Raw genomic sequence first — 25,846 nt, forward strand, 5'->3', positions numbered from 1 at the left:
GAGATGTGGCGCAAATCATACGGTTGACCGTGGGGCGGTTTTGCCGAGACGCCGCTCGATCAATAGCGGACGTGTCGTATGGTGCTCAGCATCACATTCGATTGCGGAGGTAACGATGACCACCCGCACACAAGATCAGCGAGGCATCCACCTGTGAGTGCCGCACCGACCGCCGCCCCGGAAGAGGGCACCGGCGTATTCAGCAGAACGAGGGCCCGAATCTCGGAACGCACATTGCGCACCGACCGATGGTGGATCCCCCCACTCGTCACGGTGCTCGGCCTGGGCGCGTTCCTTGTCTACGGCCTGATCAGATCGTATGTGCGCACGGCATATTGGGTTCCGGACTACCACTACCTGACGCCCTTCTACTCGCCGTGCCTGAGCACCTCGTGCGTGGCGGGTTCGAGTCATTTCGGGACGCCGTTCGGTGAGCTGCCCGCGATTCTGCCACTCGGCTTCGTGGTGCTGCCCTTCCTGCTCGGCTTCCGCCTGACCTGCTACTACTACCGCAAGGCCTACTACCGGTCGGTGTGGTTCTCCCCGCCCGCCTGCGCCGTGGCCGAGCCGCACGCCAAATACACCGGCGAGACCAGGCTGCCGCTGATCGTCCAGAACGCGCACCGCTACTTCTTCTATGTGGCCTTGGTGGTTTCGGTGATCAACACCTATGACGCCATCATCGCGTTCCACGGCAAATCCGGCGGCTTCGGCTTCGGCCTCGGCAATATCGTGCTGCTCGGCAACGTCATCCTGCTCTGGGCGTACACGCTGTCCTGCCACTCGTGCAGGCATATCGCCGGCGGACGGTTGAAGAACTTCTCCGCGCATCCGGTGCGCTACTGGTTCTGGACCCAGGTCTCCAAGCTGAACACCCGGCACATGACGCTGGCCTGGACCACCCTCGGCACGCTCGTGCTGACCGACTTCTACGTCATGTTGGTGGCCAGCAACACGATTTCGGACCTGCGGTTCATCGACTGACCGCCTCATCGAGGAGTTTCTCTGCATGGCAGAAGTGGAACGGCACAACTACGACGTCGTCGTGATCGGAGCGGGCGGCGCCGGACTGCGGGCGGTCATCGAAGCCAGGGAGCACGGGCTGTCGGTCGCGGTGGTGTGCAAATCGCTGTTCGGCAAGGCCCACACCGTGATGGCCGAAGGCGGCTGCGCGGCGTCGATGGGCAACGCCAACGAGAAGGACAACTGGCAGGTTCATTTCCGCGACACGATGCGGGGCGGCAAGTTTCTCAACAACTGGCGCATGGCCGAATTGCATGCGCAGGAGGCGCCCGACCGGGTCTGGGAACTGGAAACCTATGGGGCGCTGTTCGACCGCACCGCGGACGGCCGCATCAGCCAGCGCAATTTCGGTGGTCACACCTACCCGCGGCTCGCGCACGTCGGTGACCGGACCGGCCTCGAGATCATCCGCACCATGCAGCAGAAGATCGTCTCGCTGCAGCAGGAGGATTTCGCCGAGACCGGCGACTACGAAAAGCGCATCAAGGTCTTCGCCGAGTGCACCATCACCGAATTACTCAAGGACGGCGACCGCATCTCCGGCGCGTTCGGCTACTGGCGCGAATCCGGCCGCTTCATCCTGTTCGAGACTCCCGCGGTGGTGCTGGCGACCGGCGGCATCGGCAAGTCGTACAAGGTGACCTCGAACTCTTGGGAGTACACCGGCGACGGTCACGCACTGGCGCTGCGCGCGGGCGCGACGCTGATCAACATGGAGTTCCTGCAGTTCCACCCGACCGGCATGGTCTGGCCGCCCAGCGTGAAGGGCATCCTGGTCACCGAGGGCGTGCGCGGCGACGGCGGGGTGCTGAAGAACACCGAGGGCAAGCGGTTCATGTTCGACTACATTCCGCCGGTCTTCAAAGGGCAGTACGCCGAGACCGAGGAAGAGGCCGACCAATGGCTGCGGGACAACGATTCCGCGCGCCGCACGCCGGATCTACTGCCGCGTGACGAGGTCGCCCGCGCGATCAACGAAGAAGTGAAGGCCGGACGCGGCACCGAACACGGTGGCGTCTACCTGGACATAGCCTCCCGGATGCCCGCCGACGAGATCGTGCGGCGGCTGCCCTCGATGCACCACCAGTTCAAAGAACTCGCGGACGTGGACATCACCAAAGAGCCGATGGAGGTCGGGCCGACCTGTCACTACGTGATGGGTGGCGTCGAGGTCGATCCGGACACCGGTGCGGCCATGGTGCCCGGGCTGTTCGCCGCGGGCGAGTGCTCCGGCGGTATGCACGGGTCGAATCGGCTGGGCGGTAACTCGCTGTCGGATTTGCTGGTGTTCGGCCGCCGTGCCGGACTGGGCGCCGCTGCCTATGTGGAACAGCTCGGCGCGCGGCCGTCGGTCTCGGAGGACGACGTCTCGAAGGCCGCGAAGGCCGCGGTAGCGCCGTTCGATCCGCCCGGCGACGGCAAGGGGGAGAACCCCTACACCTTGCATACCGATCTGCAGCAGACGATGAACGACCTGGTCGGCATCATCCGCAAGGAACATGAGGTCCGCGAGGCGATCGACAAGCTCAGCGAGCTGCGCGCGCGATTCCGTCACGTGACAGTTGAGGGTCATCGCCAGTTCAATCCCGGCTGGCATCTCGCACTCGACCTGCAGAACATGCTGTTGGTCAGCGAATGCGTGGCACACGCTGCGCTGTTGCGGACCGAGAGCCGCGGCGGGCACACCAGGGACGACCACCCGTCGATGGATCCGGATTGGCGGAACAGCCTGTTGGTCTGCGCCGTGGATCCGGGCACGATCGGCGACCCGATCCCCGACGTCACGGTGACGCGCAAGGAACAACAACCGATGCGATCGGACCTGCTCGCCCTCTTCGATCTCGGCGAGCTCGAAAAGTACTACACCCCGGACGAACTCGCCGGGCACCCGGCCGCGGCCGGACATTCGACGGAGCGAGAGGCGTAACGATGGGTTACGACGCCAAATTCCGCGTATGGCGCGGCGATCTCGACGGCGGAGAGCTGCACGATTTCACCGTGCTGGTGAACGAGGGCGAGGTGGTGCTCGACATCATCCACCGGCTACAGGCCACGCAGGCGCCCGACCTGGCGGTGCGCTGGAACTGTAAGGCGGGCAAGTGCGGTTCTTGTTCGGCCGAAGTGAACGGGCGGCCGCGTCTGCTGTGCATGACACGAATGTCCACCTTCGGCCAGGACGAAGTGATCACGGTGACGCCGATGCGCACGTTCCCGGTGATCAAGGACCTCGTGACGGACGTGTCGTTCAATTACGAAAAGGCGCGACAGATACCGTCTTTCACGCCGCCCGCCGATCTCAAACCGGGCGAGTACCGGATGAAGCAGATCGACGTGGAGCGTTCGCAGGAATTCCGCAAATGCATCGAGTGCTTCCTGTGCCAGAACACCTGTCACGTGGTGCGTGACCACGAGGAGAACAAGACGGCGTTCGCGGGACCGCGCTATCTGATGCGGATCACCGAATTGGAGATGCATCCGCTGGACGTCGGCGATCGGACCGAGCTCGCCCAGGACGAGCAGGGACTCGGTCTGTGCAACATCACCAAGTGCTGCACCGAGGTCTGCCCGGAACATATCAAGATCACCGACAACGCCCTGATTCCGCTGAAGGAACGAGTGGCCGATCGCAAATACGATCCGGTGGTGTGGTTGGGCAACAAGCTGTTTCGGCGTTAGGTGACAGAGACGACCGGCCGGGACGATACCCGGCCGGTCGGCGCACCCCTACAGCATTGCCACTACACCGAGGGCGACGATCCACACCAGCAGGCCGACGAGCAGCGCCGACAACAGCGAGTTGGTGAGGACGAAGACTCCGACCGCCGACACCGCGAACAACAGTGCGACGATCAGCCATTCCACCCAATCGTCCGGAAACAATTTCTTGTACCGGGGATGGGAGCTCTTGAGCCCACGGTCCACGAATAGAGAGCTACCCGTAATTCAGCTGCGGCAAACGTCTTTTCGTTGTCGAATATCTGTCATTTCGTGATCTTCGGAGCGCCCTAGCGCGGACGATCGAACTCACCGTCGTGTACCCCGGCCGTGAAAGCGGCCCACTCTCCGGGGGTGAAGACCAGCACCGGCCCGTCGGGGTCCTTCCCGTTGCGCAGGCCGACGTGTCCGTCGGCGAGCAGCGCCACCTCCACGCTGTCGTTGCCCGGCCCTTCTCCGGCCTTCCGCCACGTGGCGCCGGTCAGGTCGATGTTCGCGTTGCCTTGAATGCTCACGAATCAGACTCCTTAGCTGTCTGCCGGGGCAGACGTGTACGGACCGAGAATCCAGCACAACTGCTGGACGCATTCACGCGCGCCCGATAGTACCGCCGCTGACCGGCACTGTCGGGCGAACAACGAGGCCGGATGATCGCGCCGGTGACACCGGCCCGCCACGACGATTCCGGCGCGATACTCAGCGGGATCGCGAGCTCTCAGCGGCGTCGCTGCGCCGGCTCGGCCCACGCGCGGATAGCCGCGACCACCTCCCGGCCGGAAGGGCGAAACCGGTTGCGCGGCGGCACGATCCACCGGCGGATGGCGCCGACCGACGCGGTGGGAGACGGCAACGCGATGGTCGATCCGGTGCGGGAGACCGACACGTCCAGCCGGAACAGCTCCGCGAACAGTCGCGTATCGCTTTCGGGCAGGTCCGGTGCGATCAGAAAGGTCCACCGGTTCGAGCGCGGGTGCGCCAGGATCGGACCGAGCCGAACTCTCTTGCTCTGCATGTGTGCCTTGACCGCCTGCCCCAGGCTGCTCGGCATGGTCAACGCCCAGACCGATCCGGCGCGCATCACGATGCGGCCGAGTTCTGGTGGGTCGACAACGGCGGGCAGGTCACATTCCCGCCGATAGAACTGACATCTGGACCGTGGTGTATCTCCAAGTGGCCTCTGCTGCACCGACAACCCCCTGCAGTTGTGTGGTTCGACAATTAGGTGAGCGCCATACCGAAAGCCCCTGCGATCCGACTGCGCCCCCGCTCGTGCCGAGATGCATACGGAGATGGTGCTACCTTCAGTTTCGCGTTGCCGCCGCCCGGATTAAGGGATAAAGACAGTGCAAAAGTGGGGAAAATACGTTTGATCCGGGACGTATGTGAAAGCTGTGACTCAGTGCCGGCTGTGGTCGGTGAGCGGAGTGCGGGGGCCGAACTTCGGTTTGTGGAATTGGCCGCTGATTTCGAGCAGGCGGATCGCCCGGTAGCGGTGCGGGCGCAGCGGTTCCAGATATTCCACCATCGCCTCGTCGTCCATCGGACGGCCGAGCAGGGTCCAGCCGACCGCGGCGGCGAGGTGGAAATCGCCGACCGACAGCGCGTCCGCGTCGCCGAATGCCCGCTGCGCGATCTCCGCGGCGGTCCACACCCCGATACCGGGGACACTGCACAGCATGCGCGCCGCCTCGGCCGGATCGACCCGCGCCGCACGCTCCAGCGAGTCGGCGAGCCGCGCCGCGCGCACGATGGTTTGCGCGCGTTGTGGTCCGACATTGGCCCGGTGATAGACCCAGGAGGGGATGCGTCGCCAGGCATCGGCGTCCGGAGGCAGCAGCATTCCGTCCGGCGCGGGGCCCGGTGCGGGTTCGCCGAACCGCCGCACCAGCTTCCGCCACGACGCGCGCGCGGAGATGGTGTGCACTTTCTGCTCCAGCACGGCGGGCACCAAAGCTTCGAAGACCAGACCCGTGCGCAGCATGCGCAGTCCGGGGAAGCGGCGATGGGCCTCGACGAGCTTCGGATGAGCCGGGAGGAACGCCGAGACGTCCTCGTCCAGGCAGAGCATGTGCTCGATACCGTCGAGGAATTCCGCCGCGCCCGGCCCCCACGCACGCGCCTGTACCGCGCACGGGCCGGACTGGGTCAATCGGTAGGTGACCGGCCCGGTCGGCAGACGGGAGGCGTGCCAGTGCGCGCCGTCGCCGGTCACTCGGTGGCACGGATCTCCGGTGCCGCGGCCGAGCGGCGCGACGGTGCACGCCAGATCGATCGGACGATCCGTGGTCACGGTCCGGCTCGCTCCCGGCTCGACCGTCACGCTGCGCACCCGCATCATTCTGCCCCGTGCGGCGCGCGGGGGCGCGTCCCCCTCGACCCGCGTGGCGCGGATTATCATCCGAGCCACACGATAAGGCTTTTCATACCCTTTGCGCATAATGAGAGTTCGTGCACTCGGCTGTAACAGCACGCGATTCACGGCGATATCGACTTCGATCGGCAAATAGCTGGCAGAGGCCATTACGGAGGTTCTGGAGATGATCACAAATCTGCTCAACTGGCTGCTCGCCGCCTGGGGCGGGGTTTCCGCGGGCAGCTCGGGTTACCAGATCCCCCCTGGCACCCTGCCGTTCGGTAGCTGAACTACGCGGCGCGCCCGCTCGCTTCCCGCGGGCGCGCGAAAGGTCACCGGCCCAAGAGGAACTGCGCGATATGCCGGGCCTGTCGCCCGGCCAGGGCAGCGGCCTGGGTGCGACAGGAGAAGCCGTCGGCGAGGAGGATCGCGTCCTCGCCCGCGGCGCGCAACGCGGGCAACATGCCGTTCTCGGCCACCGCCACCGAAATATCGTAGTGGCCCGCCTGCATTCCGAAGTTTCCCGCCAGACCGCAGCATCCGGTGATTTCCGTCACCCGCACTCCCATGCTGGCTAATAATCGGCGATCGATATCGAATCCGAGAATCGCGTGCTGGTGACAATGCGGCTGGACCACCACGGATTGTCCGGTTCGCGTCGGCGGTCGCCAGGACGGCTGTTCGGCGAGGAACTCGGCGAGGGTGCGCACCGCGGCCGCGGTCGGCGCGGCTCTCGGGTCCTCCGGCAATAGTTCGGTCAGGTCGCCACGCAGGACCGCGGTGCAGGACGGTTCCAATCCGACGACCAGACCACCTGATCGGACGTGTTCTTCCAGCGCCGTCAAGGTGGCCCGCAACCGCGCACGGGCGCCGTCGAGCTGCCCGGTGCTGATCCAGGTGAGACCGCAGCAGACGCGGCGCTCGGGGATCCGGACGCGGTAGCCCAGTGTCGTCAGCAGCCGGGCCGCGGCCAGGGCGATATCCGGATCGAACGCGTCGGTGAAGGTATCGATCCACAGCATCACCTCGCCGGAACCACCCGCCCCGGGCGGTACCTCGGGCGCATAGGACGACTCGGCCAGCCGGGCGCCCTCGTCCAGGTCGCGCCAGATCCGGCGGAAACTGCGCTGGGCCAGGCGCGGGACGTTCCGCCGCGGATCCATCCCCGCCGCTCGTAAACCGGCCCGGCGCAGCGCGGCCCGGCCCGCCAGCGCGTTGACCACACGCGGCAACCGGGCGGCCACGGACAGCCACCGGGGCAGCCAGCCGAGCGAGTAGTGATCGATGGGACGGAGCCGATGACGGTAGCGGCGATACAGCGTTTCCGACTTGTAGGTGGCCATGTCCACGCCCGCCGGGCAGTCCTTCTGGCACGCCCGGCAGGACAGGCACAGGTCCAGCGACTCGGCCACGGCATCCGAGGACCAAGGCAGCGCGCCGCGCACCACCTCCTGCAGAATCCTCGCCCGGCCGCGCGTGCTGTCCTTCTCATCCCGGGTGGCCAGATAGGACGGGCACATGAAACCGCCGTCGGCCCGGCATTTGCCGACGCCGACGCAGCGATGGACCGCGACGCCCACATCGCCGCCGTCTTCGGCGAACGCGTAACCGTTCGACGGCCGTACCCGCGGCAGTCCGGCCAGCCGCAGGTCGGCGTCGATCGGACGCGGTGCGACGAGCACGCCCGGATTCAGGACGTCACCGGGATCGAACAGCGCCTTGTACCCGGCGAAGACGTCGAGCACCGCGGGGGAGTACATCACCGAGAGCAGTTCCGAGCGGGCCCGGCCGTCGCCGTGCTCGCCGGAGAGCGAACCGCCGTGCCGGACGACCAACTCCGCGGCGTCGAGGAGGAAAGCACGGAAACGGCGCGGCGCGTCGGTGATCGGGAGATCGAGTCGGACGTGGATGCAGCCGTCGCCGATGTGCCCGTACAGCAGCCCGTCGACGCCGTGGTGGTGGGTCAGCGCGGCGAAATCACGCAGGTAGGCGCCCAGGCGCGCGGGTGGGACCGCCGCGTCCTCCCACCCTGGCCAAGCCGGCTGCCCGTCGGGAGTGCGACCGGCGAGCCCGGCGCCATCGGCCCGGATCCGCCAGAGCGCGGCGGCGGTGCCGGGATCGGTGACGATCCGGGTGTCCATCGCGCCTGCCGTCCGGCACAGCCGCTGTGCGGCGGCCAGCGCGTCGGCCTTTGTCTCGCCCGCCGTCTCCACGAAGAGCCAACCGCCGCCACGCGGCAGGTCGGGAACCAGTCCCCGATGCGCGCGGACCACGTCGACCAGCCGCGCGTCGATGCCCTCCACCGCGATCGGCGCGCAGGCCAGCACGGCGGCGACGTCGTCGGCCGCGGTGGCGATGTCCGGGTAGCCGAGCACCGTCAGCACGGTGGCCGCGGGCAACCCGACCAGCTCGACAGTCGCGTCCAGCAGCAGACCGCAGGTGCCCTCGCTGCCGACGAACGCCTTAGCCGCCGACGCGCCGCGCTCGGGCAGCAGGTGTTCCAAGCCGTAGCCGGAGGCCTGCCGGTCGAAGCGCCCGAGATCGGTACGCAGTACCGCGAGATTCGCCCGGCTGAATTCCGCGAGACCCGGGACCGCGGACAGGTCGGCGGCCAGGGTGCGTTCGGCGCCGGTGCCGTCGAGGACGCGTAACGCGCGCACGGTGTCGGAGGTGCGGCCCCACGCGACGGCGCGCGGTCCGCAGGCGTTGTTGCCGATCATGCCGCCGAGCGTGCAGCGATTCTGCGTCGATGGGTCCGGTCCGAAGCGCAGCCCGTGCGGGCGAGCCGCGCGCTGCAATTCCGAAAGCACCACGCCGGGCTGCACGGTCGCGACCCGCGCGACCGGATCGATCGCGACGATCCGGTTCATGTGCCTGCTGAAGTCGAGCACCAGCCCGGAACCGATGGCGTTGCCCGCCACCGATGTTCCCGCGCCACGGGCGGTGACCGGCAGTCCGTGGTTTCGGGCGAATTCCAGCGTGATCGCCACGTCCTCGTCGCCGCGGGGGAAGACGACCGCGGCCGGGACGACCCGATAGTTCGACGCGTCCGAGGAGTACTCCGCACGACGCCGCTCGGAGGTGTCGACCTCACCCGCGATCGTGCCGCGCAGTGCCGCCATCCGGTTGTCGGTCACCACGTAAGCCTAGGTGGGGGTTTTCGGCAGCACAGGCCCGGACCGCGCCCGTTTCGCTGTCGGCGGAAACGGCCGACATCCGGAATCAGCTTGAACTCAACCATTGTTCAGGTCTTAGTGTCGGTGGCCAGGTCTTTGATGGGTGGGGAAGCGAGAGGGAGAGCAACGTGAGCATCGAATCCGTGGCGTGGAGCCAGATGTACCGGCGGGCGAACGCGCCGCAGGAACAGCGGCCGTTCCGCCTCGCCACCGCCGAGCGCATCATCCGGTTCGCCGCGCCGCACCGCCGCAGGATCGCCTCGTTCCTGCTGTTCAGCGTCGTGTCCGCGGTGCTCGCCGTGGCGACGCCGGTGCTCGCGGGCCGGGTGGTCAACAACATCGTCGGCGGCGCCGCGCCACGGGTGGTGATCATCCTCGCGCTGGTGATCGGCGCGCTCGCGGTGTTCGACGCGGGGCTCGGGCTGGCGATCCGGTGGATGTCGGCGCGGATCGGTGAGGGGCTCATCCTCGACCTGCGTACCGCCGTGTTCGACCACGTGCAGAAGATGCCGGTCGCGTTCTTCACCCGGACCAGGACCGGCGCGCTGGTCAGCCGCTTGAACAACGACGTCATCGGCGCCCAGCGCGCGTTCAGCGACACGCTGTCCGGCGTGGTGGCGAATCTGGTGACCCTCGCGCTGACGCTCGGCGTGATGGTCAGCATCTCATGGCAGATCACGCTGCTCGCACTGCTGCTGCTCCCGGTGTTCGTGATCCCGGCGCGCCACATGGGCAACCGGCTGGCCCACATGCAGCGCGAAGCGGCCGGGTTGAACGCGGCGATGAGCACGCAGATGACCGAGCGGTTCTCCGCGCCGGGCGCGACGCTGGTCAAGCTCTTCGGCCGTCCGCAGCAGGAGTCCGACGAATTCGCCCTGCGGGCGCGCCGGGTACGGGACATCGGCGTGCGCACCGCGATGCTGCAGACCGTCTTCGTCACCTCGCTCACGCTGGTGTCCGCGCTGGCGATCGCGCTGGTGTACGGGCTCGGCGGCTGGTACGCGCTGCGCGGGCAGTTGGACGCGGGCGCGGTCGTGTCGCTGTCGTTGCTGCTGACCAGGCTCTACACGCCGCTGACCGCGCTGGCCAGCGCCCGGATGGAGATCATGTCCGCGCTGGTGAGCTTCGAGCGGGTCTTCGAAGTGCTCGACCTGAAACCGCTGATCGAGGAGGCGCCGGGCGCGCGACCGGTTCCGGCGGGTCCGGTCGCGGTGGAGTTGGACGACGTCAGCTTCGGCTACCCGTCGGCCGACAAGGTGTCGCTGGCCTCGCTGGAGGACGTGGCGACTCTGGATACCCGCGGTGGCGTGGAGGTGCTGCACAACGTGTCGCTGCGGGCCGAGCCAGGGCAGCTGGTCGCGCTGGTCGGTTCGTCCGGCGCGGGTAAGTCGACCATCGCGCAGCTGGTCTCCCGGCTCTACGACGTCGACGGTGGCGCGGTCCGGTTGAACGGCGCCGACGTGCGCGAACTGACCACGCGCTCGATCCGCGAGACGGTCGGACTCGTCACCCAGGACGGGCACCTTTTCCACGACACCATCCGGGCCAACCTGCTGCTCGCCCGGCCGGAGGCCGCCGAGGACGAGCTGTGGGACGCGCTGGAACGCGCGCGGCTGCGCGAGCTGGTCGCGTCGTTGCCGGACGGGCTGGAGACCGTGGTCGGCGAGCGCGGCTACCGACTCTCCGGCGGTGAGCGTCAGCGTCTGACCATCGCGCGCTTGCTGCTCAAGCAACCGCGCGTGGTGATCCTGGACGAGGCGACCGCGTCGCTGGACTCGACCTCGGAGGCCGCCGTGCAGGAGGCGCTGGCCGAAGCGCTGGAAGGCCGGACCGCCCTGGTGATCGCACACCGGTTGTCCACCATCCGCGCGGCCGACCAGATCCTCGTGCTGGAGGAGGGCCGCATCGTGGAGCGCGGTACGCACACGCAGCTGCTGGCCGCCGACGGCCGCTACGCGGAGCTGTACCGCACCCAGTTCGCCGAGGAGCCGGTCATCGCTGCGGCCTGACCCGCCCTTCGGCTAGCTCGCCGTCCGGTCCGCGGTACAGGTGGTGTCGGTGTCCGGGAGCGTCCCCGCACCGAAGTAGGCGTTGATCGCGTCGTTGACGCAGCTGCTCAACTCGGGCCGGAATGTCATGTGGATGCGGACATCCTGCAGGGTGACCATGCGCGACTCGGACAAGTACTGGTGCAGTCGCACGGCGTGGCCATAGGGAGTGCGCGGATCTCCCGTCGCCTGGACGATGAGGGCGGGCACCGCGTTGCGGACCACGGTCGGCGCTTCGACCGGCCGAGGCCAGAAGGCGCACGGTTGGATGTTGCCCGCCAGCGCGCCGAAGACCGGTTGCGTGGCCCGGGTCTGTTCGATGTTGCGCCAGTACCAGGTGGGATCAATCGGTGCGCCGACATCACCGCAGGCGATCTGCGCCAGGACGGAGTTCTCGTTGTCCCGCAGCGCCTGCACGATGGCGCGCAACCGGGGCGTGCGTGAGGTCGTCGGCGGACCGCCCGCGTCATCGGCGATCTCACGCACCGTCGCGGCCAACGCCTCGTTCAGCCGGAAGTTCGTCAGCAAGGCGTGCAGGATGAACGGAAACCAGTGGTCATCGATCGCGAACCCATCGATGACGATCGGTTGACGAGCGACGACGCGAACCAGCTCCTCGACCGTCGCCCGCACCTGCTGTGGCGTCGCGCCGAGCCGGAACTCGTCGTCGCGGGCCGCGGCCCACACCGCCCAATCGTCCAGCGCGATCTCGTCCGCGGGTCCCCAGTCCTGCACCAAACCCGTCCAGTACCGGTCCGGGTCGATCGCGCTGTCGAGCACGATCCGATCGGTGCGCTCGGGGAACATCTGGGTGAACACCGCGCCGAGGTACGTGCCGTAGGACAAGCCGTAGAAGTTGATCTTCTGCTCGCCCAGGGCGGCCCGGACGATATCGATGTCGCGCGCCGTGTTGCGAGTGGTCAACTGTCGCAACATGATCGGATCCCGGATGACGCAGGCCGCGGCCATGCCCGCGGACTGAACGGTGTCGTGCACGAAACCGAGCGGTTCCAGGCCCGCCGACCGGACCATCTCGCCGACCGGCCACCCGCACCGCGGAGTGCGGCCGGACTCGCCGACCCCGCGCGGATCCATCCCGATCAGGTCGTGGCTCGCCAGCACGTCCGGCGAGAGCACGTCGCCGAGCAGGTCGACACTGTCGAGTCCCGGCCCACCGGGTCCACCCGGGTTCGACAGCAGGACTCCCCGCCGCCGTGCCGGATCGCCCGCCTTCACCCGGGATATCGCGACGGTGATGGTGCGATCGCCGGGCTGCCCGTAGTCCAGGGGCACCAGGACGTCGGCGCACTCGCCGCCGGCCTTGTCCAGATTCTCGATACCGCACGGCTTCCACTCGAGCTGCTGGCGATAGAACCGGTCCAAGGCCGCCGGGTACGCCTCCTGCACCGGCTCGGCCTGACTGTAGGCGGGCACCGCCAGCAGTACGGACACCGCCATGACCGAAATCGAACGCCAGAACAGCTTCGCGGACAACAGACTTCGCCTCTCGACCGGAGCGAGCACGTGGGTGGATGCGGAAGAACCGTATCCGATCGGGGCTTGCGATGGTGGCACCCCTTCCCGCGTGCGGCGTGAGCGGAGATTCGAGTCAGGTGTCGCGGCGTGCCGCGAGCCCGTCCAGCACACAGTCCAACCCGTAGCGGAACTTCCGCTCGCGCAGCTGTTCCGGGTCCTGGTCCCACTTTTCCTGCGCGACTCGCGGGAACTCCCGTGCCGCTTCTTCGGCGACGGGCCGCAACGCGACCAGCCACTGCTTCTCCGTCTGCCCACTGCGGGCAAGCATGCTCAGATACGCCGCCTCGGTGATGCCGATGCCGACCACGTAGCTGACGACGGTGCCGATGCCGTCGGCCGCCTCCGCGGCGGGGAAGCCGCCCGCTTCGAACAGCCCCACCATGCGGTCGTTGAGCCGCATCACGTTCGGCCCCAGGTAGGACAGCCCGACCTGACCGAGGGTCGAGGCCATCCAGGGATGCCGGAGGATCATCGCGCGCAGGCTCTGCGCGCACTCCTGCGTCGCGCTGCGCCAGTTCGCCGGGTCATCGATCTCCGGAACGCTGATCTCGCCGTAGACCTCATCGACCACCAGCTCGATCAACTCGTCGCGATTGGCCACGTGGCGGTAGAGCGACGTCGCGCCCGCGTTCAGACGGGCGCCGAGCTGGCGCATGCTCAGCGCCTCCATGCCCTCCGCGTCCAGCAGCGCGACCGCCTCGGCCACGATCTGCTCCCTGGTCAGGGCCGGTTGTTCCCGGCCCCGGCGCGGGCGCGTCCACACCGATCCCACCTGCTGTTTGTCCGCGGGCATGGGCACTCCTTCCGTTGACCGCCAGCCTAGCGCACAACGTTCGCTATTGCGCACGTCCATCTGCCATGCGTACGGTGTTCGCATAATGCGAACGTCGTACGCGACACTGCTGGAAGAGGTTCTCCGATGAATACGACCCGCGCCCCGCAACGGTGGTGGATCCTGATCGTGCTGTGCCTCAGCACGCTGGTCCTGGTGATCGACAATTTCGTCCTGGCCGTCGCGGTGCCGCCGCTGGCCGCGGACCTGGACGCGACCGCCCAGGACATCCAGTGGATTCTGGATTCCTACATCCTGGTCTTCGCGGGGCTGCTGCTCACCGCGGGCGGCCTGGCCGACCGCTTCGGCCGGCGCCGGGTGATGATCGTCGGGCTCGCCCTGTTCGGACTCGCGTCTCTGGGCGCCACGCTGGCCGCGAACCCGATCGAACTGATCGTGGCCCGCGTCGTGATGGGCGTCGGCGGGGCGCTGGTGCTGCCGAGCACGCTGTCGATCCTGATCACCGTGTTCGACGACCAGGAACGCCGCAAGGCGATGAGCTTCTGGAGCGCCGCCTCGGTGCTCGGACTGGTGGGCGGGCCGGTACTCGGCGGAGTTCTCATCGCGCACTTCTGGTGGGGCGCGGCATTTCTGATCAATGTTCCGGTGGCGGCGCTCGCCATCATCGCGGCGCTGACGCTCATGCCCGAGTCCAAGGGGCCACGGACCGAACCCGACTATCCCGGCGCCGTGCTGTCCATGGTCGGCATGACCGCGCTGGTGTGGACCATCATCGAATTCCCCGGGGGCGGCTTCGGCGAAGCGACCACCCTGCTCACCCTCATCACCAGCCTCGTCGCGCTGACCGCGTTCGTGCTGTGGGAGCGCCGCGTCGCCCACCCGATGGTCCCGCTGAACTTGTTCCGCAACCGCGATTTCAGTGGCGGCAGCCTCTCGCTGACCCTGGTTCAGGTGGCCAACGGCGGCCTGCTGCTGGTGCTGACCCAGTACCTGCAGTTCGTGCTCGGCTACTCGCCGACGAAGGCGGGCCTGGCGTTCATTCCGATGATGCTCGCCTCCATCGTGTGCAACGGTCTCGGCGCCGGGCTGGGCGGCAAGGTCGGCAACCGGACGCTCGCCGTCACCGGCATGGTGATCTCCGCGGGCGGGCTCGGTCTGCTCGCCGGACTCTCGGCGGACAGCGATTTCGGCATGCTGACCCTCGCCCTGGTCGTGCTCGGCGCCGGTGCGGGTCTGGCGCAGCCCGCGGCCATCGCCGCGCTGATGGGCGCGGTACCGCAGGAGCAGGCCGGGGTCGGCTCCGCGCTGAACGACACCATCCAGCAGGCGGGCGCCGCACTGGGCATCGCCGTTCTCGGCAGCGTGCTGACCAGCACGTTTACCCGCAGCATGCCGGAATCGGCGCCGGAGTCGGCGAAACACTCGATCACCGACGCACTGGCCATCGCCGCACGGACCGGCGACACCGAACTCGTCGCCACCGCGCGGGAGGCGTTCAGCACCGCCATGTCGGCCAGCTTCCTCGCAGGTGGTGCGGGCATCCTGGCGGCGGCGATCGTCGCCCTGTTCGTCATGCGCGACACCGAGACCACACCCGCAGAGCCGATCGAGCAGTCGGCTGAGGCGGGGGCGCTTGCCGGGTAGCAGCGCGGATCCGGCCCGAGAACCGAAGAAGCCCGGCTCGAACGCAGGCGACTATCAGAATTCACCCGCGACGCGGAGAACGGTTCGGCCCGAGTGCGTGCCTTTCCGGATGCCGTGCAGCACCTTCTCCGCTTCGGTGATCGGGGAGTGCTGACGCAAGGCCGAAAGATGCTGCGGACGCAGCTCTTTGCCGAGCTGCGACCACACCTCGCGGCGGCGCTCGATCGGGAGGTTGACCGAATCGATGCCCTCGAGGGCGACACCGCGCAGGATGAACGGCATCACGGTGGTGGGCAGTTCGGCACCGCCGGTGAGGCCGCTGGCCGCGACCACGCCCCCGTAGCCGATGGCGCTCAGCACGTAGGCCAGCGAGGCGCCGCCGACGCTGTCGAGGGCCGCGGCCCACCGCGCCTTGGTGAGCGGACGCGGCTTGGCGTCCGGGTCCTCCGGCAACCGCCCGATCACCTCGTTCGCGCCGATCTCGCTGAGCAGATCGGCCGCGTCGGTCTTACCGGTGGAAGCGATGACTTCGAAGCCGAGTCCGGACAGGATGTCGATGCTCACGCTGCCGACGCCGCCCGTCGCGCCCGTGACCAGCACCGGACCCGCATCCGGGGTGAGGCCGCGCTCCAGCAGGGCCAGCACGCTCAGAGCCGCGGTGAAACCCGCGGTGCCCAGCGTGGCGGCATCGCGCAGGCTGAGGTCCTCCAGTTTGACCACCCATTCGGCGGGCACCCTGGCGTATTCGGCGAAACCGCCGTTGTGCGAGACGCCGATTTCGTATCCGTGCGCGATCACCGGGTCGCCGGGTGCGAAATCGTCGTCGGCGGACTCGACCACCTCGCCCACGAGATCGATGCCCGGCACGATCGGGTAGTTGCGGACCACCCCGCCGCCCTTGGTGATCGCCAGACCGTCTTTGTAGTTCGCGCTCGAGTAGTGCACTTTGATCGTCACGTCGCCCGGCCCGAGGAAATCCTCGCCGACCTGCTGCCGGGTAAGGACGATCCCGCTATCCGTCTCGTGTGCCACCATCGCCCAGAACTCCATGCGGACGAGCATACGAGTGTCCGGACCGGTCCGGGAGCTACTGCGGCAGGAGTTCCAACCGGACGCCGAGCAGACGAACCGGGCGGTCGAGGTCGAACCGGTCGACGATCCGCAGTGCCGTCTCGGCGATCAGCGCGACATCGATCGTCGGCTCGGAGAGTTTCTCCTGCTTGCTGCGGGTGTAGAAGGTATTGGTGCGCACCGTCACGCTGACGCGAGTGCCCACCCGGCCCGCGGCGGCCATCTCCTCGGCGACCTCGGCGGCCAGCCGCGCGACGTGGGCGCGAATCTCGCCCGGATCGGTCAGATCGTGCGGGAAGGTCTCGGACTTGCTGCGGCCCACCGGAACTCGCGGTTCGGTGGTGACATCGGTATCGCCTTTGCCGTGGCCGAGCACCCACAGATACGGGCCGGTGTTCGGCCCGAACTCCGCGGCAAGCCGATGCCGATCGGCCACCATCAGATCGCCTACGGTCCGCACGCCGAGGTCGGCGAGGCGCGCGGCGATCCGATTGCCGATGCCCCACAGCGCGTTCGTCGGGCGATGGGCCATCACTTCGGTCCAGTTCGCGGCGGTGAGCCGGAAGACGCCCGCGGCGGCGCCCGGGCCGGTGACGGGCTCGGCCGATGACTTGCCCGCGGACTTGGCGAAGCCGGTGGCGAGCTTGGCGGTGAGCTTGTTGTCGCCGATGCCGATCGAGCAGCTCAGTTCGAGTCCGGCGATGGCGGTGCGCACCTGCTGCGCGAGAGCCTCCGGGTCGTCGGTGTCGGCGGCCAGGAACGCTTCGTCCCAGCCCCACACCTCGACCCGTCCGGGGAATGTCCGCAGCAGCGCCATCACCTCGTCGGAGGCGTCCTCGTAGGCGGTCATGTCCAACGGAAGGAACACGCCCTCGGGACACCTGCGCTGGGCGCTGCGAAGCGGCATGCCCGCGCGCACGCCGAACGCGCGTGCCGGATAGGACGCGCAGGTCACCACCTTGCGCGGCTCGGTGGGATCGCCGTGCCCGCCGACGATGACCGGCAGTCCCCGCAGCTCCGGATGACGGCGGAACTCCACCGCCGCCTGGAACTGGTCGAGATCGACGTGCAACAGCCATCTGGCCACATGCCGTTCTTACCCCAGCGCTCCGACACCCTGCCGGAATTCCGGCGCGATCGACCGTCGACCGGCATTCCCTTCGCGTCGCGGGCCATGGGACGAACCGATCCGACTGCGCAGCGGCAAAGGACGGCGACGCACCCGAGCATTGCCAGGTCCGGAAAACAGAACTAAATTCTGGATATGAAGATTCGAGATCGGTTGCTGCTGGCGGCCGAGCGGCAGTTCGCCGAGCACGGGGCGCTCGACGCGACGTTGACGCAGATCCGCGACGCGGCGGGCGCCAGTGTCGGGGCGCTCTATCACCACTTCCCGGACAAGGCCGACCTGTATCGGCAGGTGTGGGCCAACGCGCTGGTGGACTACCAGCAACATTTCTGGGCGGTGGTCGGCGAGAGCACCGACGCGCACGATGGCGTCACTTCGGGTGTGCGCGAGCACCTGCGCTGGGTGAGCGAAAACCAGTACCGGGCCACCGTGCTCACCTCCGCGCGGCCGCCAGGGGTCCGGGAGAGCGAGAGCAACCGCCGCTTCATGTCCGACGTGACGCGCTGGTGGCGCACGCACGCCGGATACGGCACGGTGCGCAATCTTCCGATCGATCTGGTCTACGCGCTGTGGCTGGGCCCCGCGCAGGAATACACACGGCAGTGGCTGGGCGGCGAGATGCGCATCGCCCCGGCCGAAGTCGCGGGCGAACTCGCCGACGCCGCCTGGCTCGCCCTCGCCGCCGATCGCACCCGAGCCGCGAAAGAGGTCTCCCAGTGACAGTCGCCACGACCCTCGACATCGACAGCGCCAGGAAGGTGCTCGCCGCGCAGCCCTTCGCCGCCCTCGTCGGCACCGAGCTCACCGCGTTCGGCGACGGCGCCGCCACCCTGATCATTCCCCTGCGCCGCGAACTGACCCAGCAGTTCGGCTACGTGCACGGCGGCGTGCTCGCCTACGCCGCCGACAATGCCCTCACCTTCGCCGCCGGAACGGTTCTCGGCGCGAACGTACTCACCGGCGGTGTCACGGTCACCTACCTCCGTCCCGCCGCGGGCACGCGGTTGCGCGTCGAGGCATCCGTCACCGGCGCGACCCGGCGCCAGGCGGTTGCCCACTGTTCGATCTACGCGGAGAGCCCGGACCGCGAACCGGTCCTGTGCGCGGTGGCCCAAGGCACCACCCGGCTCGCGGAAACCGATCTGACCGGCGCCAACACCGCCCGTTGACCTATCGCGAAAGGCCGGGCACGGAAAGTGTTCCGTACCCGGCCCGTTCGGCCCAGGTCAGGCGGTCGCGGCGAAGGCAGGGCCCAACGCCGGTTCGGCGACCGGCTCGATGGCGTAGGCCAGGATGTCGGCCACGTCGGCGACCGGGCGCACATCCAGCGCGGCCAGCACTTCCGCCGGAACGTCGTCCAGATCCGGCTCGTTGCGCGCCGGGATGAACACCGTCTTCAATCCGGCCCGCTGGGCGGCGAGCAGCTTCTGCTTCACGCCGCCGATCGGCAGCACCCGGCCGTTCAGGGTGACCTCGCCGGTCATGCCGACGTCCGATCGCACCTGACGCCCCAGCGCCAGCGACACGAGTGCGGTGACCATCGTGACGCCCGCGGACGGTCCGTCCTTCGGCACCGCCCCGGCCGGGAAGTGGATGTGGATGTTGCGATCCAGAACCGACGCCTCGATGCCGATCTCCTCCAGGTGCGAGCGCACGTAGGTCAGCGCGATCTGCGCGGATTCCTTCATGACGTCGCCGAGCTGGCCGGTGAGGGTCAGCGAGCGCTCACCCTCGGCGGCGTTCGCCTCGATGTAGAGGACGTCGCCACCTGCGCCGGTCACGGCGAGGCCGGTGGCCACACCAGGCACGGCGGTGCGCTCGACCGAGTCGGGGGTGAAGCGCGGACGACCCAGGTAGTCCTTCAAGTCGCCCAGACCGATCGTCAGGGCGTCGGTGTCCACCTCGTAACCCAGTTCGGGGTCGTAACCCGATGCCGCGGGCACGGTTTCGCGCTCGGACAACCGGGTGGCCGCCTTGCGCAGCGCCTTGGCGATCAGCCGCTCCATCTGCCGGACGCCTGCCTCCCTGGTGTAGTTGGCCGCGATCTCGCGCAGCGCTTCCTCGCTGACGCTCACCTCGGCGGCGGTCAGCGCGTTGCGCTCGAGTTGCCGCGGCACCAGGAAGTCACGCGCGATGGCCACCTTGTCGTCCTCGGTGTAGCCGTCGACGGTGATCAGTTCCATCCGGTCCAGCAGCGGGCCGGGGATGGTCTCCATGACGTTCGCCGTGGCGATGAACAGCACGTCGGACAGGTCCAGGTCCAGATCGAGGTAGTGGTCGCGGAACGTGTGGTTCTGCGCCGGATCCAGCACCTCGAGCAGGGCGGCGGCCGGATCGCCGCGGAAGTCGGAGCCGACCTTGTCGATCTCGTCGAGCAGGACGACCGGGTTCATCGAACCGGCTTCCTTCATGGCGCGCACGATGCGGCCGGGCAGCGCGCCGACGTAGGTACGGCGGTGGCCGCGGATCTCGGCCTCGTCGCGCACGCCGCCCAGGGCGACGCGGACGAACTTGCGGCCGAGGGCGCGCGCCACGGACTCACCCAGCGAGGTCTTGCCGACGCCGGGCGGCCCGACCAGCACCAGCACCGCGCCGGAGCCGCGTCCGCCGACGACCTCCAGGCCGCGGGCGGCACGGCGGGCGCGGACGGCCAGGTACTCGACCATGCGGTCCTTGACCTCGTCCAGGCCGTGGTGATCGGCGTCGAGGACCGCGCGGGCGGCCGAGACGTCGGTGCTGTCGGTGGTCTTCACCGTCCACGGCAGCTCGAGCACGGTGTCCAGCCAGGTCCGGATCCAGCCGGATTCCGGGCTCTGATCGCTGGCCCGCTCCAGCCTGCCGACCTCACGCAGCGCCGCCTCGCGGACGGTGTCGGGCAGGTCGGCCTGCTCCACCCGGGTGCGGTAGTCGTCGGCGCCGTCCGGCTCGTCCTCGCCGAGTTCCTTGCGGATGGCGTTGAGCTGCTGGCGCAGCAGGAATTCGCGCTGGCTCTTCTCCATGCCCTCGCGAACGTCTTCGCTGATCTTCTCGCTGATCTCGGCCTCGGCGATGTGCGCTTTGGTCCACTCGATCAGGGTGGTGAGCCGCTCGGCCACGTCGGGGGTCTCGAGCAGTTCGCGCTTCTGCTCGAAGGTCAGGTATGTGGCGTAGCCCGCGGTGTCGGCGATGGCCGACGGGTCGGTCAGCTGGTTGACCGCGTCGATGACCTGCCAGGCCTCGCGGCGTTGCAGCACCGAGACGACCAGCTTCTTGTATTCGGCGGCCAGTTCCTTGGTGCGGCCGTCGGGTGTGGGCGTCTCGACCGGCTCGGCCTCGACCCACAGTGCGGCGCCGGGGCCGGTGACCCCGTGCCCGATCTTGGCCCGCCGTTCCGCCTTGAGGACGGCCGCCGGGGCGCCGCCGCGCATCCGGCCGACCTGCTCGATGGTCGCGACCACCCCGTAGGTGGCGTAGCCCTCGTTCAGGCGCGGCGCGAGCAGCACGGCGTCGGTCTCGGCGGCGCGCGCGGCATCGATCGCGGCCTGCGCCGATTCGTCCAGTTCGATGGGCACGACCATGCCCGGCAGCACGATCGGATCGGTCAGGAACAGCACCGGCAGGTTCTGTGGTGTAGTCACGTCTTCGACCCTTCCAAAAGTTGAGCGTTGCCTACTCAACCCACGGGTATCCGGGTTTGTTCCACTCCGATGCCTCGTTCGCTGAGGGCGAAGGCGCGACCGCTCGGCCCGCCGCGCCGGGCTGTTCGCGTTGACACCCCGTCCAAGGCAATGAGAACGTGAAGGCCTTGATATCTCATACCGGCGGTACCGCCGGATCGGCTTAGGGAGTCCCATCGATGTCGTCGCTCGCCGCCGGCGTGTTCATCGACTGGGAAGGATTGACCGGGCAGCCGAAGTTCGTGGTCGACCTGATCACGTTTCCGGTCTTCAGCGCGCTGGCGGGCTGGCTGACCAACTGGACCGGCGTGCTGATGCTGTTCTGGCCGCTTCTGTTCCGCGGGGTCCGCATCCCCGGCCTGCACGTGCTCTACCCGTACTTCCCGCGCCGGGTCCAAGTTTTGCCGACCTTCTCCGGAGACGGCCGCCGCCTCGGATTCCAGGGCTTCATCCCGGCGCGCGCGGAGAAGATGGCCAGCATCTGCGTGGACAAGGCCCTGATGCGGATCGGCAGTCCGAGGGACTTCATCCACGAACTCGATCTCGACGGCATCGCCGACTACATCGCGGTGCTCGCGCGCGAGCAGGTGCGGCCGCTGGTCGACGAGCTGATGTACCGGGAGAACCCGGACCTGTGGCGCACCGTGCCGCGGGCCGCCAAGCAGCTGATCTACCAGCGGGTGGATCGGGAACTGCCCGCCCTGTCCCGCCGTGCGTTCACCTCGCTCGGCGACAACGTCGACCAGCTGATCGACATCAAGAGCTTCGTGATCCGCTACCTGCAGGAAAACCCGACCATCCTGAAGGACCTGACCACCACCATCGCCGCGCCCGAGCTGCGCTTCATGGTGCGCATCGGCCTGCTCGGAGCGCCGTTCGGCGTGCTGCTGGCCTTGTACCTCCATGTGCACCAGGCCATTCCGGTGATCGGGTGGGTCCCGGGCTGGGTGATCGTCCTGCTCGCCTCGGCGGCGATCGGTGTGATCGTGAACGTCATCGCGGTGAAGATGGTGTTCGAGCCGGGTGACCCGCAACCGAGGTACAAGTACCTGTGGAAGCAGGCGCTGCTGGCGAAGCGGCAGCCGCAGGCGGCCACCGATCTGGCGCACATCCTGGCCTATCAGGTGCTGACGCTGCCGAACCTGTCCAAGGAACTACTGGAGGGCCCGAACGGGGACAAGACCCGGCAGCTGCTGGAGCGCTTGATCGCCGACGAGATCAGTCGTCAGCTCGGTCCGACCACCACGCTGGTGCGCGCGGCCCTGGGACGTCGCCAGTTCGACAACCTCACGGTGGGCGCGGCGGGCGCCGCGGTCGGCTTGGCGCCGACCCTGGCGGAGGACGAGGAGTTCACCCTCGAGCAGGCCAAGACCATCGATGAATTCGCGGCGCGCAAGTTGCGGGACCTCACGCCGGGGGAGTTCATGGAGATGTTCTACGCGTCCGTGGAACAGGACGCCTGGCTGCTGTATCTGCACGGCGCGGTGCTCGGTCTCGTCGTCGGAGCTTCCCACCTGGTGGTTTTCGGCTGGTAGCCGGACAGTCGCCGCCAATATAAAACAATCATGCTTGCCTTTTTTTGACCTCGCTGCGATGCTGGACCCGGCGGCGCACGAGGCGGTGTGCCCGGAACCGGCAGGGGAACAGATGGCTGACCTCGAGGCGCTACTCGGCGACTTCGCCGACGAATGCGCGGACCTGGAACGATTCGTCGGCCCGCTGGCGCCCGAGGAATGGGCGCGGGCCACACCCGCGCCCGGCTGGACCATCGCCCACCAGATCGGCCACCTGGCCTGGACCGACGAGATCGCGACGATCGCCACCGCGGATGCCGACGGCTTTCAGAAGTTGCTGGCCGAGGCCGGGCCTCGGGCGCTCACGTTCGTCGACGAGGCCGCCGAGAAAGCCGCGACCGAACCGCCCGCCGACCTGCTCGACCGGTGGCGGCGCGGACGCGCATCGCTCACGGCCGCGCTGCGCGCGACGCCCGCGGGCGTCAAACTGCCCTGGTTCGGGCCGCCGATGAGCCCCGCCTCGATGATCACCGCGCGCATCATGGAAACCTGGGCGCACGGGCAGGACGTGGCCGACGCCCTCGGCGTGCACCGCACTCCCACCGCGCGGCTGCGCACCGTGGCCCATATCGGCGTGCGTACCAGGAACTTCGCCTACACCGTGCACGGAAAGACCCCTCCCGCAGCGGAGTTCCGCGTCGAGCTGACCGCACCGGACCGCACGATCTGGGCGTGGGGTCCCGAGGATGCCGAGCAGCGTGTGTCCGGACCGGCGCTCGACTTCTGCCTGCTGGTGACCCAGCGCCGCCATCCGGACGACCTGGCGATCGTGACGCAGGGCGACGACGCCGCGGAATGGCTCGCGATCGCGCAGGCTTTCGCGGGTCCGACAGGTGTGGGGAGGACGGCGGGCCAGTTCGCCTGACCCGCCCACACCCGACCCGATCGGTGACGATTCGGGAGCGGGCGAGCGCCACACTTGGGTGCGCCGTGTTCATGTCGACGGCCGGACGCCGTTGGCCGGGTGTCTCGAGTGGCAGTCGAGAATGGCGCTCGCCAGCTAAACGAATATTTACCCCCCGGTGTGCTCACGGAAACATCGGCGCCACCAAGGCGGCTGCGCCTGATCATGCGCCCTTGACCGGGCTGTCCCATCGTGTGATCCTGCTCTCTTCGACGCGACATACCCCGCGACCGCACAGGTAACCTGGACGGGCGTACAGCTTTTCCATGATGCTGGTCCGTCGCAGGGAAGGAGCGCATCGTGACAGCACAACGACCTGCCCAGTTCGTGCGGCATGCCGCCGTCGTGCTCGCCGGTGCCGCAAGCTTGAGCCTGACCGTCGCGGCAGGCACCTACATCGTGCAGCAGATCGCCGATACGCAGCGCCCGGATAGCAGGCTCGCCGCGCCGATCGCCCCGGTCACTCCGGATGCACCCGACCGCGGACGCGAAATCGTCTCCTATCCGGTGCTGACCGGCAGCAGTTCGGTCCTACCCCCCGCGGTCCTCCCCCCCGTGGTCCTCGCTCCCCGCGCCGTCGAGCCGGAAACCGTGCAGGCACAGGTCGATTCGCCGACCGCGCCCGCGCCTCTCGGCGGTGCGGTCCGCTTCGGCGACGCCTACCTCGGCGCGCAGGTCGCGACGGGCGAGGCCGATACCGTCTCGGTCACCGTGGATACGAACGCCTTCACGGTGCTCACCGGTTTCCTGCGTTCCGGCTCCGCACCGCAGCAGCCGGGCGCCTCCACCGTGACCACGATGCGTACCGATCTCGACACCCAGAGCGGCGAAGTGCGCCTGGCTTTGTCCGACCCGAAGCTCGGCGAGCACGACCTGCGCCTGAATCGTCATGTCGCGCCCGCCGTGCCGTCGCCTCCGGCCCGCGCGGGGAAACAGGGCGCCGGCGAATCGGTGCTCGCAACCTCGCAGGGCGCAGGGGATTCCGCGGCGGTGTGACCCACCGCTTACCCTGCTCGGCATGAGCGCCTACGACTTCTGCGTCATCGGCGGCGGCATCGTCGGCGTCGCTACCGCGCACCGGATCCTGGCGCGCTATCCCGGCGCCGGCCTGGTACTGCTGGAGAAAGCCCAGCACCTGGCCGCGCATCAGACCGGGCACAACAGCGGCGTCATCCACTCCGGGATCTACTATCCGCCGAACAGCTTGAAGGCCACGCTGTGCCGCCGTGGCGCTCGCTGGACCGAAGAATTCGCGGCGGCGCACGGCATTCCGTACCGGGTCTGCGGCAAATTGCTGGTCGCCACGGACGACGTCGAGTACGGACGCATGCTCGCGCTACACGAACGTTCGATCACCAACGGCGTGGCCGTGGAGCTGATCGACGCCGCGGAACTCAGGCGGCGCGAACCGCGCGTCACCGGTGTCGGCGCACTGTTCGTTCCCGGCACCGGGGTCATCGACTTCACCCGGGTGACCGAAGCGCTCGCCGAGCAGGTGCGCGGCGCCGGTGGCGAATTCGTGCTCGGCGCCGAGGTCACCACGCTCACCGAGACCACGGACGCGGTGACGGCCGCCGGGCCGACCGGTTCGTGGACGGCACGCAGGCTGGTGGTCTGCGCGGGTCTGCAGGCCGACCGGATGGCACGAGCAGCGGGGCTGCGCACCGACTTTCGCATCGTGCCGTTCCGCGGTGAGTACTACCAGTTGCCGCAGGAGCGAAACGACCTGGTCAGAACTTTGATCTATCCCATTCCCGATCCCGAACTGCCTTTTCTCGGCGTGCATTTGAGTCCGACGATCGACGGAACGCTGACCGTGGGGCCGAACGCGGTGCTCGGCTTGGCCAGGGAGGGCTATCGCAAAGGCAGCTTCGATGTCAGGGACGCGCGAGAAGTCCTCGCGTTCCCCGGATTCCACCGGGTGGCCAAGGCGAACGTGCGCACCGGGCTGCGCGAACTGCGCAACTCGCTGTTCAAACGCGGGTACCTGGCGCAGTGCCGCCGCTACTGTCCGGATCTGACACTCACCGATCTGCTTCCGCGCGAGGCGGGTATTCGCGCGCAGGCCGTCCTGCGCGACGGAACCTTGGTGCACGACTTCATGATCGAGCGCACAGAACGCTCGGTTCATCTGCTCAATGCGCCCTCACCTGCGGCGACCTCGGCCATGCCGATCGCAGAGCACATCGTCGACCAGCTCTGAGCGGCGCCGCTTCCGAGCGAC

General features: G+C 68.3%; 21 protein-coding genes. 11 read left to right on the top strand and 10 right to left on the bottom strand.

Annotated elements, in window-relative coordinates; genetic code table 11:
- The first annotated feature begins 153 nt into the window (after positions 1-153).
- From IU450_RS03170 to IU450_RS03180, 3 genes are read left to right on the top strand one after another with little or no spacing between them, the layout of a single operon-like run.
- Positions 154-984, top strand: a complete 831-nt coding sequence (locus IU450_RS03170; protein ID WP_195148234.1) for a hypothetical protein — start codon at positions 154-156, stop codon at positions 982-984.
- Positions 985-1,009: 25 nt separating this feature from the next.
- Positions 1,010-2,950: a fumarate reductase/succinate dehydrogenase flavoprotein subunit gene (locus tag IU450_RS03175; RefSeq protein ID WP_195148235.1), complete on the top strand. Its 1,941-nt coding sequence runs from the start codon at positions 1,010-1,012 to the stop codon at positions 2,948-2,950.
- A 2-nt stretch (positions 2,951-2,952) separates the two neighbouring features.
- The gene (locus tag IU450_RS03180) at positions 2,953-3,699 is read left to right on the top strand and encodes a succinate dehydrogenase/fumarate reductase iron-sulfur subunit (RefSeq protein WP_195148236.1); all 747 of its coding nucleotides are present in this window, start codon (positions 2,953-2,955) and stop codon (positions 3,697-3,699) included.
- A 48-nt stretch (positions 3,700-3,747) separates the two neighbouring features.
- Here IU450_RS03180 and IU450_RS03185 read toward each other — a convergent pair whose 3' ends face one another.
- From IU450_RS03185 to IU450_RS03205, 5 genes are all read right to left on the bottom strand, one after another.
- A complete protein-coding gene (locus tag IU450_RS03185; protein ID WP_195148237.1) occupies positions 3,748-3,945 on the bottom strand; it encodes a hypothetical protein in 198 nt (65 codons plus the stop codon).
- Between the two features lie 83 nt (positions 3,946-4,028).
- Positions 4,029-4,253 carry a DUF397 domain-containing protein gene (locus IU450_RS03190; RefSeq protein ID WP_195031033.1) on the bottom strand — a complete coding sequence of 75 codons (225 nt, stop codon included), beginning with the start codon at positions 4,251-4,253 and terminating at the stop codon, positions 4,029-4,031.
- Positions 4,254-4,453: 200 nt separating this feature from the next.
- Positions 4,454-4,786 (bottom strand): DUF1616 domain-containing protein, encoded by a 333-nt coding sequence (locus IU450_RS03195; protein ID WP_228833925.1) that lies wholly within the window; start codon positions 4,784-4,786, stop codon positions 4,454-4,456.
- A gap of 348 nt (positions 4,787-5,134) precedes the next feature.
- On the bottom strand, positions 5,135-6,076 hold the full coding sequence (locus IU450_RS03200) for a DNA-3-methyladenine glycosylase family protein (RefSeq protein WP_416382840.1): 942 nt from the start codon (positions 6,074-6,076) through the stop codon (positions 5,135-5,137).
- Between the two features lie 347 nt (positions 6,077-6,423).
- A complete protein-coding gene (locus IU450_RS03205) occupies positions 6,424-9,213 on the bottom strand; it encodes an FAD-binding and (Fe-S)-binding domain-containing protein (protein ID WP_195148662.1) in 2,790 nt (929 codons plus the stop codon).
- Positions 9,214-9,395: 182 nt separating this feature from the next.
- Between IU450_RS03205 and IU450_RS03210 the strand changes: the two genes are divergently transcribed.
- Complete coding sequence (locus IU450_RS03210; RefSeq protein ID WP_195148239.1) at positions 9,396-11,276, top strand: ABC transporter ATP-binding protein; 1,881 nt, start codon at positions 9,396-9,398, stop codon at positions 11,274-11,276.
- Positions 11,277-11,288: 12 nt separating this feature from the next.
- Here IU450_RS03210 and IU450_RS03215 read toward each other — a convergent pair whose 3' ends face one another.
- Both IU450_RS03215 and IU450_RS03220 read right to left on the bottom strand, forming a co-directional pair.
- Entirely contained in the window at positions 11,289-12,773 is a 1,485-nt protein-coding gene (locus tag IU450_RS03215) for an alpha/beta hydrolase (RefSeq protein WP_195148240.1), read from the bottom strand.
- Between the two features lie 151 nt (positions 12,774-12,924).
- Positions 12,925-13,644, bottom strand: a complete 720-nt coding sequence (locus IU450_RS03220; RefSeq protein ID WP_195148241.1) for a TetR/AcrR family transcriptional regulator — start codon at positions 13,642-13,644, stop codon at positions 12,925-12,927.
- A 126-nt stretch (positions 13,645-13,770) separates the two neighbouring features.
- Here IU450_RS03220 and IU450_RS03225 point away from each other — a divergent pair, with 126 nt between their 5' ends.
- On the top strand, positions 13,771-15,288 hold the full coding sequence (locus IU450_RS03225; RefSeq protein ID WP_195148242.1) for an MFS transporter: 1,518 nt from the start codon (positions 13,771-13,773) through the stop codon (positions 15,286-15,288).
- A gap of 54 nt (positions 15,289-15,342) precedes the next feature.
- On the opposite strand, the gene IU450_RS03230 is transcribed toward IU450_RS03225, so the two are convergent.
- Together IU450_RS03230 and IU450_RS03235 are read right to left on the bottom strand one after the other, a co-directional pair.
- Positions 15,343-16,338, bottom strand: coding sequence for an oxidoreductase (locus IU450_RS03230; protein ID WP_195148243.1), 996 nt, complete (start codon positions 16,336-16,338; stop codon positions 15,343-15,345).
- 37 nt (positions 16,339-16,375) lie between these two features.
- The gene (locus IU450_RS03235) at positions 16,376-17,446 is read right to left on the bottom strand and encodes a DNA polymerase IV (RefSeq protein WP_195148244.1); all 1,071 of its coding nucleotides are present in this window, start codon (positions 17,444-17,446) and stop codon (positions 16,376-16,378) included.
- A 177-nt stretch (positions 17,447-17,623) separates the two neighbouring features.
- Between IU450_RS03235 and IU450_RS03240 the strand changes: the two genes are divergently transcribed.
- Entirely contained in the window at positions 17,624-18,208 is a 585-nt protein-coding gene (locus IU450_RS03240; protein WP_195148245.1) for a TetR/AcrR family transcriptional regulator, read from the top strand.
- A complete protein-coding gene (locus IU450_RS03245; RefSeq protein ID WP_195148246.1) occupies positions 18,205-18,657 on the top strand; it encodes a PaaI family thioesterase in 453 nt (150 codons plus the stop codon). The genes IU450_RS03240 and IU450_RS03245 overlap by 4 nt, the downstream gene beginning before the upstream one ends.
- A gap of 57 nt (positions 18,658-18,714) precedes the next feature.
- On the opposite strand, the gene lon is transcribed toward IU450_RS03245, so the two are convergent.
- A complete protein-coding gene (gene lon / locus IU450_RS03250) occupies positions 18,715-21,045 on the bottom strand; it encodes an endopeptidase La (RefSeq protein ID WP_228834063.1) in 2,331 nt (776 codons plus the stop codon).
- A gap of 278 nt (positions 21,046-21,323) precedes the next feature.
- Between lon and IU450_RS03255 the strand changes: the two genes are divergently transcribed.
- The 4 genes from IU450_RS03255 (at position 21,324) to lhgO (ending at position 25,825) form a co-directional block, all read left to right on the top strand.
- Positions 21,324-22,679 carry a hypothetical protein gene (locus IU450_RS03255; RefSeq protein WP_195148247.1) on the top strand — a complete coding sequence of 452 codons (1,356 nt, stop codon included), beginning with the start codon at positions 21,324-21,326 and terminating at the stop codon, positions 22,677-22,679.
- Between the two features lie 112 nt (positions 22,680-22,791).
- Positions 22,792-23,583: a TIGR03084 family metal-binding protein gene (locus IU450_RS03260; protein ID WP_195148248.1), complete on the top strand. Its 792-nt coding sequence runs from the start codon at positions 22,792-22,794 to the stop codon at positions 23,581-23,583.
- A gap of 339 nt (positions 23,584-23,922) precedes the next feature.
- Complete coding sequence (locus tag IU450_RS03265) at positions 23,923-24,618, top strand: hypothetical protein (protein ID WP_195148249.1); 696 nt, start codon at positions 23,923-23,925, stop codon at positions 24,616-24,618.
- A 22-nt stretch (positions 24,619-24,640) separates the two neighbouring features.
- On the top strand, positions 24,641-25,825 hold the full coding sequence (lhgO, locus tag IU450_RS03270; protein ID WP_195148250.1) for an L-2-hydroxyglutarate oxidase: 1,185 nt from the start codon (positions 24,641-24,643) through the stop codon (positions 25,823-25,825).
- Positions 25,826-25,846: the final 21 nt, after the last annotated feature.

The sequence above is a fragment of the Nocardia abscessus genome (genome assembly GCF_015477775.1).
In the GTDB taxonomy this organism is placed as follows: domain Bacteria; phylum Actinomycetota; class Actinomycetes; order Mycobacteriales; family Mycobacteriaceae; genus Nocardia; species Nocardia abscessus_A.

What these genes read in the sequence shown, in the direction of transcription:
- IU450_RS03175 (WP_195148235.1), top strand. Translation starts at nt 1,010, where the DNA reads ATGGCAGAAGTGGAACGGCACAACTACGACGTCGTCGTGATCGGAGCG.
- IU450_RS03180 (WP_195148236.1), top strand. Translation starts at nt 2,953, where the DNA reads ATGGGTTACGACGCCAAATTCCGCGTATGGCGCGGCGATCTCGACGGC.
- IU450_RS03195 (WP_228833925.1), bottom strand. Translation starts at nt 4,786, where the DNA reads ATGCCGAGCAGCCTGGGGCAGGCGGTCAAGGCACACATGCAGAGCAAG.
- IU450_RS03200 (WP_416382840.1), bottom strand. Translation starts at nt 6,076, where the DNA reads ATGATGCGGGTGCGCAGCGTGACGGTCGAGCCGGGAGCGAGCCGGACC.
- IU450_RS03205 (WP_195148662.1), bottom strand. Translation starts at nt 9,213, where the DNA reads ATGGCGGCACTGCGCGGCACGATCGCGGGTGAGGTCGACACCTCCGAG.
- IU450_RS03215 (WP_195148240.1), bottom strand. Translation starts at nt 12,773, where the DNA reads ATGGCGGTGTCCGTACTGCTGGCGGTGCCCGCCTACAGTCAGGCCGAG.
- IU450_RS03220 (WP_195148241.1), bottom strand. Translation starts at nt 13,644, where the DNA reads ATGCCCGCGGACAAACAGCAGGTGGGATCGGTGTGGACGCGCCCGCGC.
- IU450_RS03225 (WP_195148242.1), top strand. Translation starts at nt 13,771, where the DNA reads ATGAATACGACCCGCGCCCCGCAACGGTGGTGGATCCTGATCGTGCTG.
- IU450_RS03230 (WP_195148243.1), bottom strand. Translation starts at nt 16,338, where the DNA reads ATGGAGTTCTGGGCGATGGTGGCACACGAGACGGATAGCGGGATCGTC.
- IU450_RS03240 (WP_195148245.1), top strand. Translation starts at nt 17,624, where the DNA reads ATGAAGATTCGAGATCGGTTGCTGCTGGCGGCCGAGCGGCAGTTCGCC.
- lon (WP_228834063.1), bottom strand. Translation starts at nt 21,045, where the DNA reads ATGGTCGTGCCCATCGAACTGGACGAATCGGCGCAGGCCGCGATCGAT.
- IU450_RS03255 (WP_195148247.1), top strand. Translation starts at nt 21,324, where the DNA reads ATGTCGTCGCTCGCCGCCGGCGTGTTCATCGACTGGGAAGGATTGACC.
- IU450_RS03260 (WP_195148248.1), top strand. Translation starts at nt 22,792, where the DNA reads ATGGCTGACCTCGAGGCGCTACTCGGCGACTTCGCCGACGAATGCGCG.
- lhgO (WP_195148250.1), top strand. Translation starts at nt 24,641, where the DNA reads ATGAGCGCCTACGACTTCTGCGTCATCGGCGGCGGCATCGTCGGCGTC.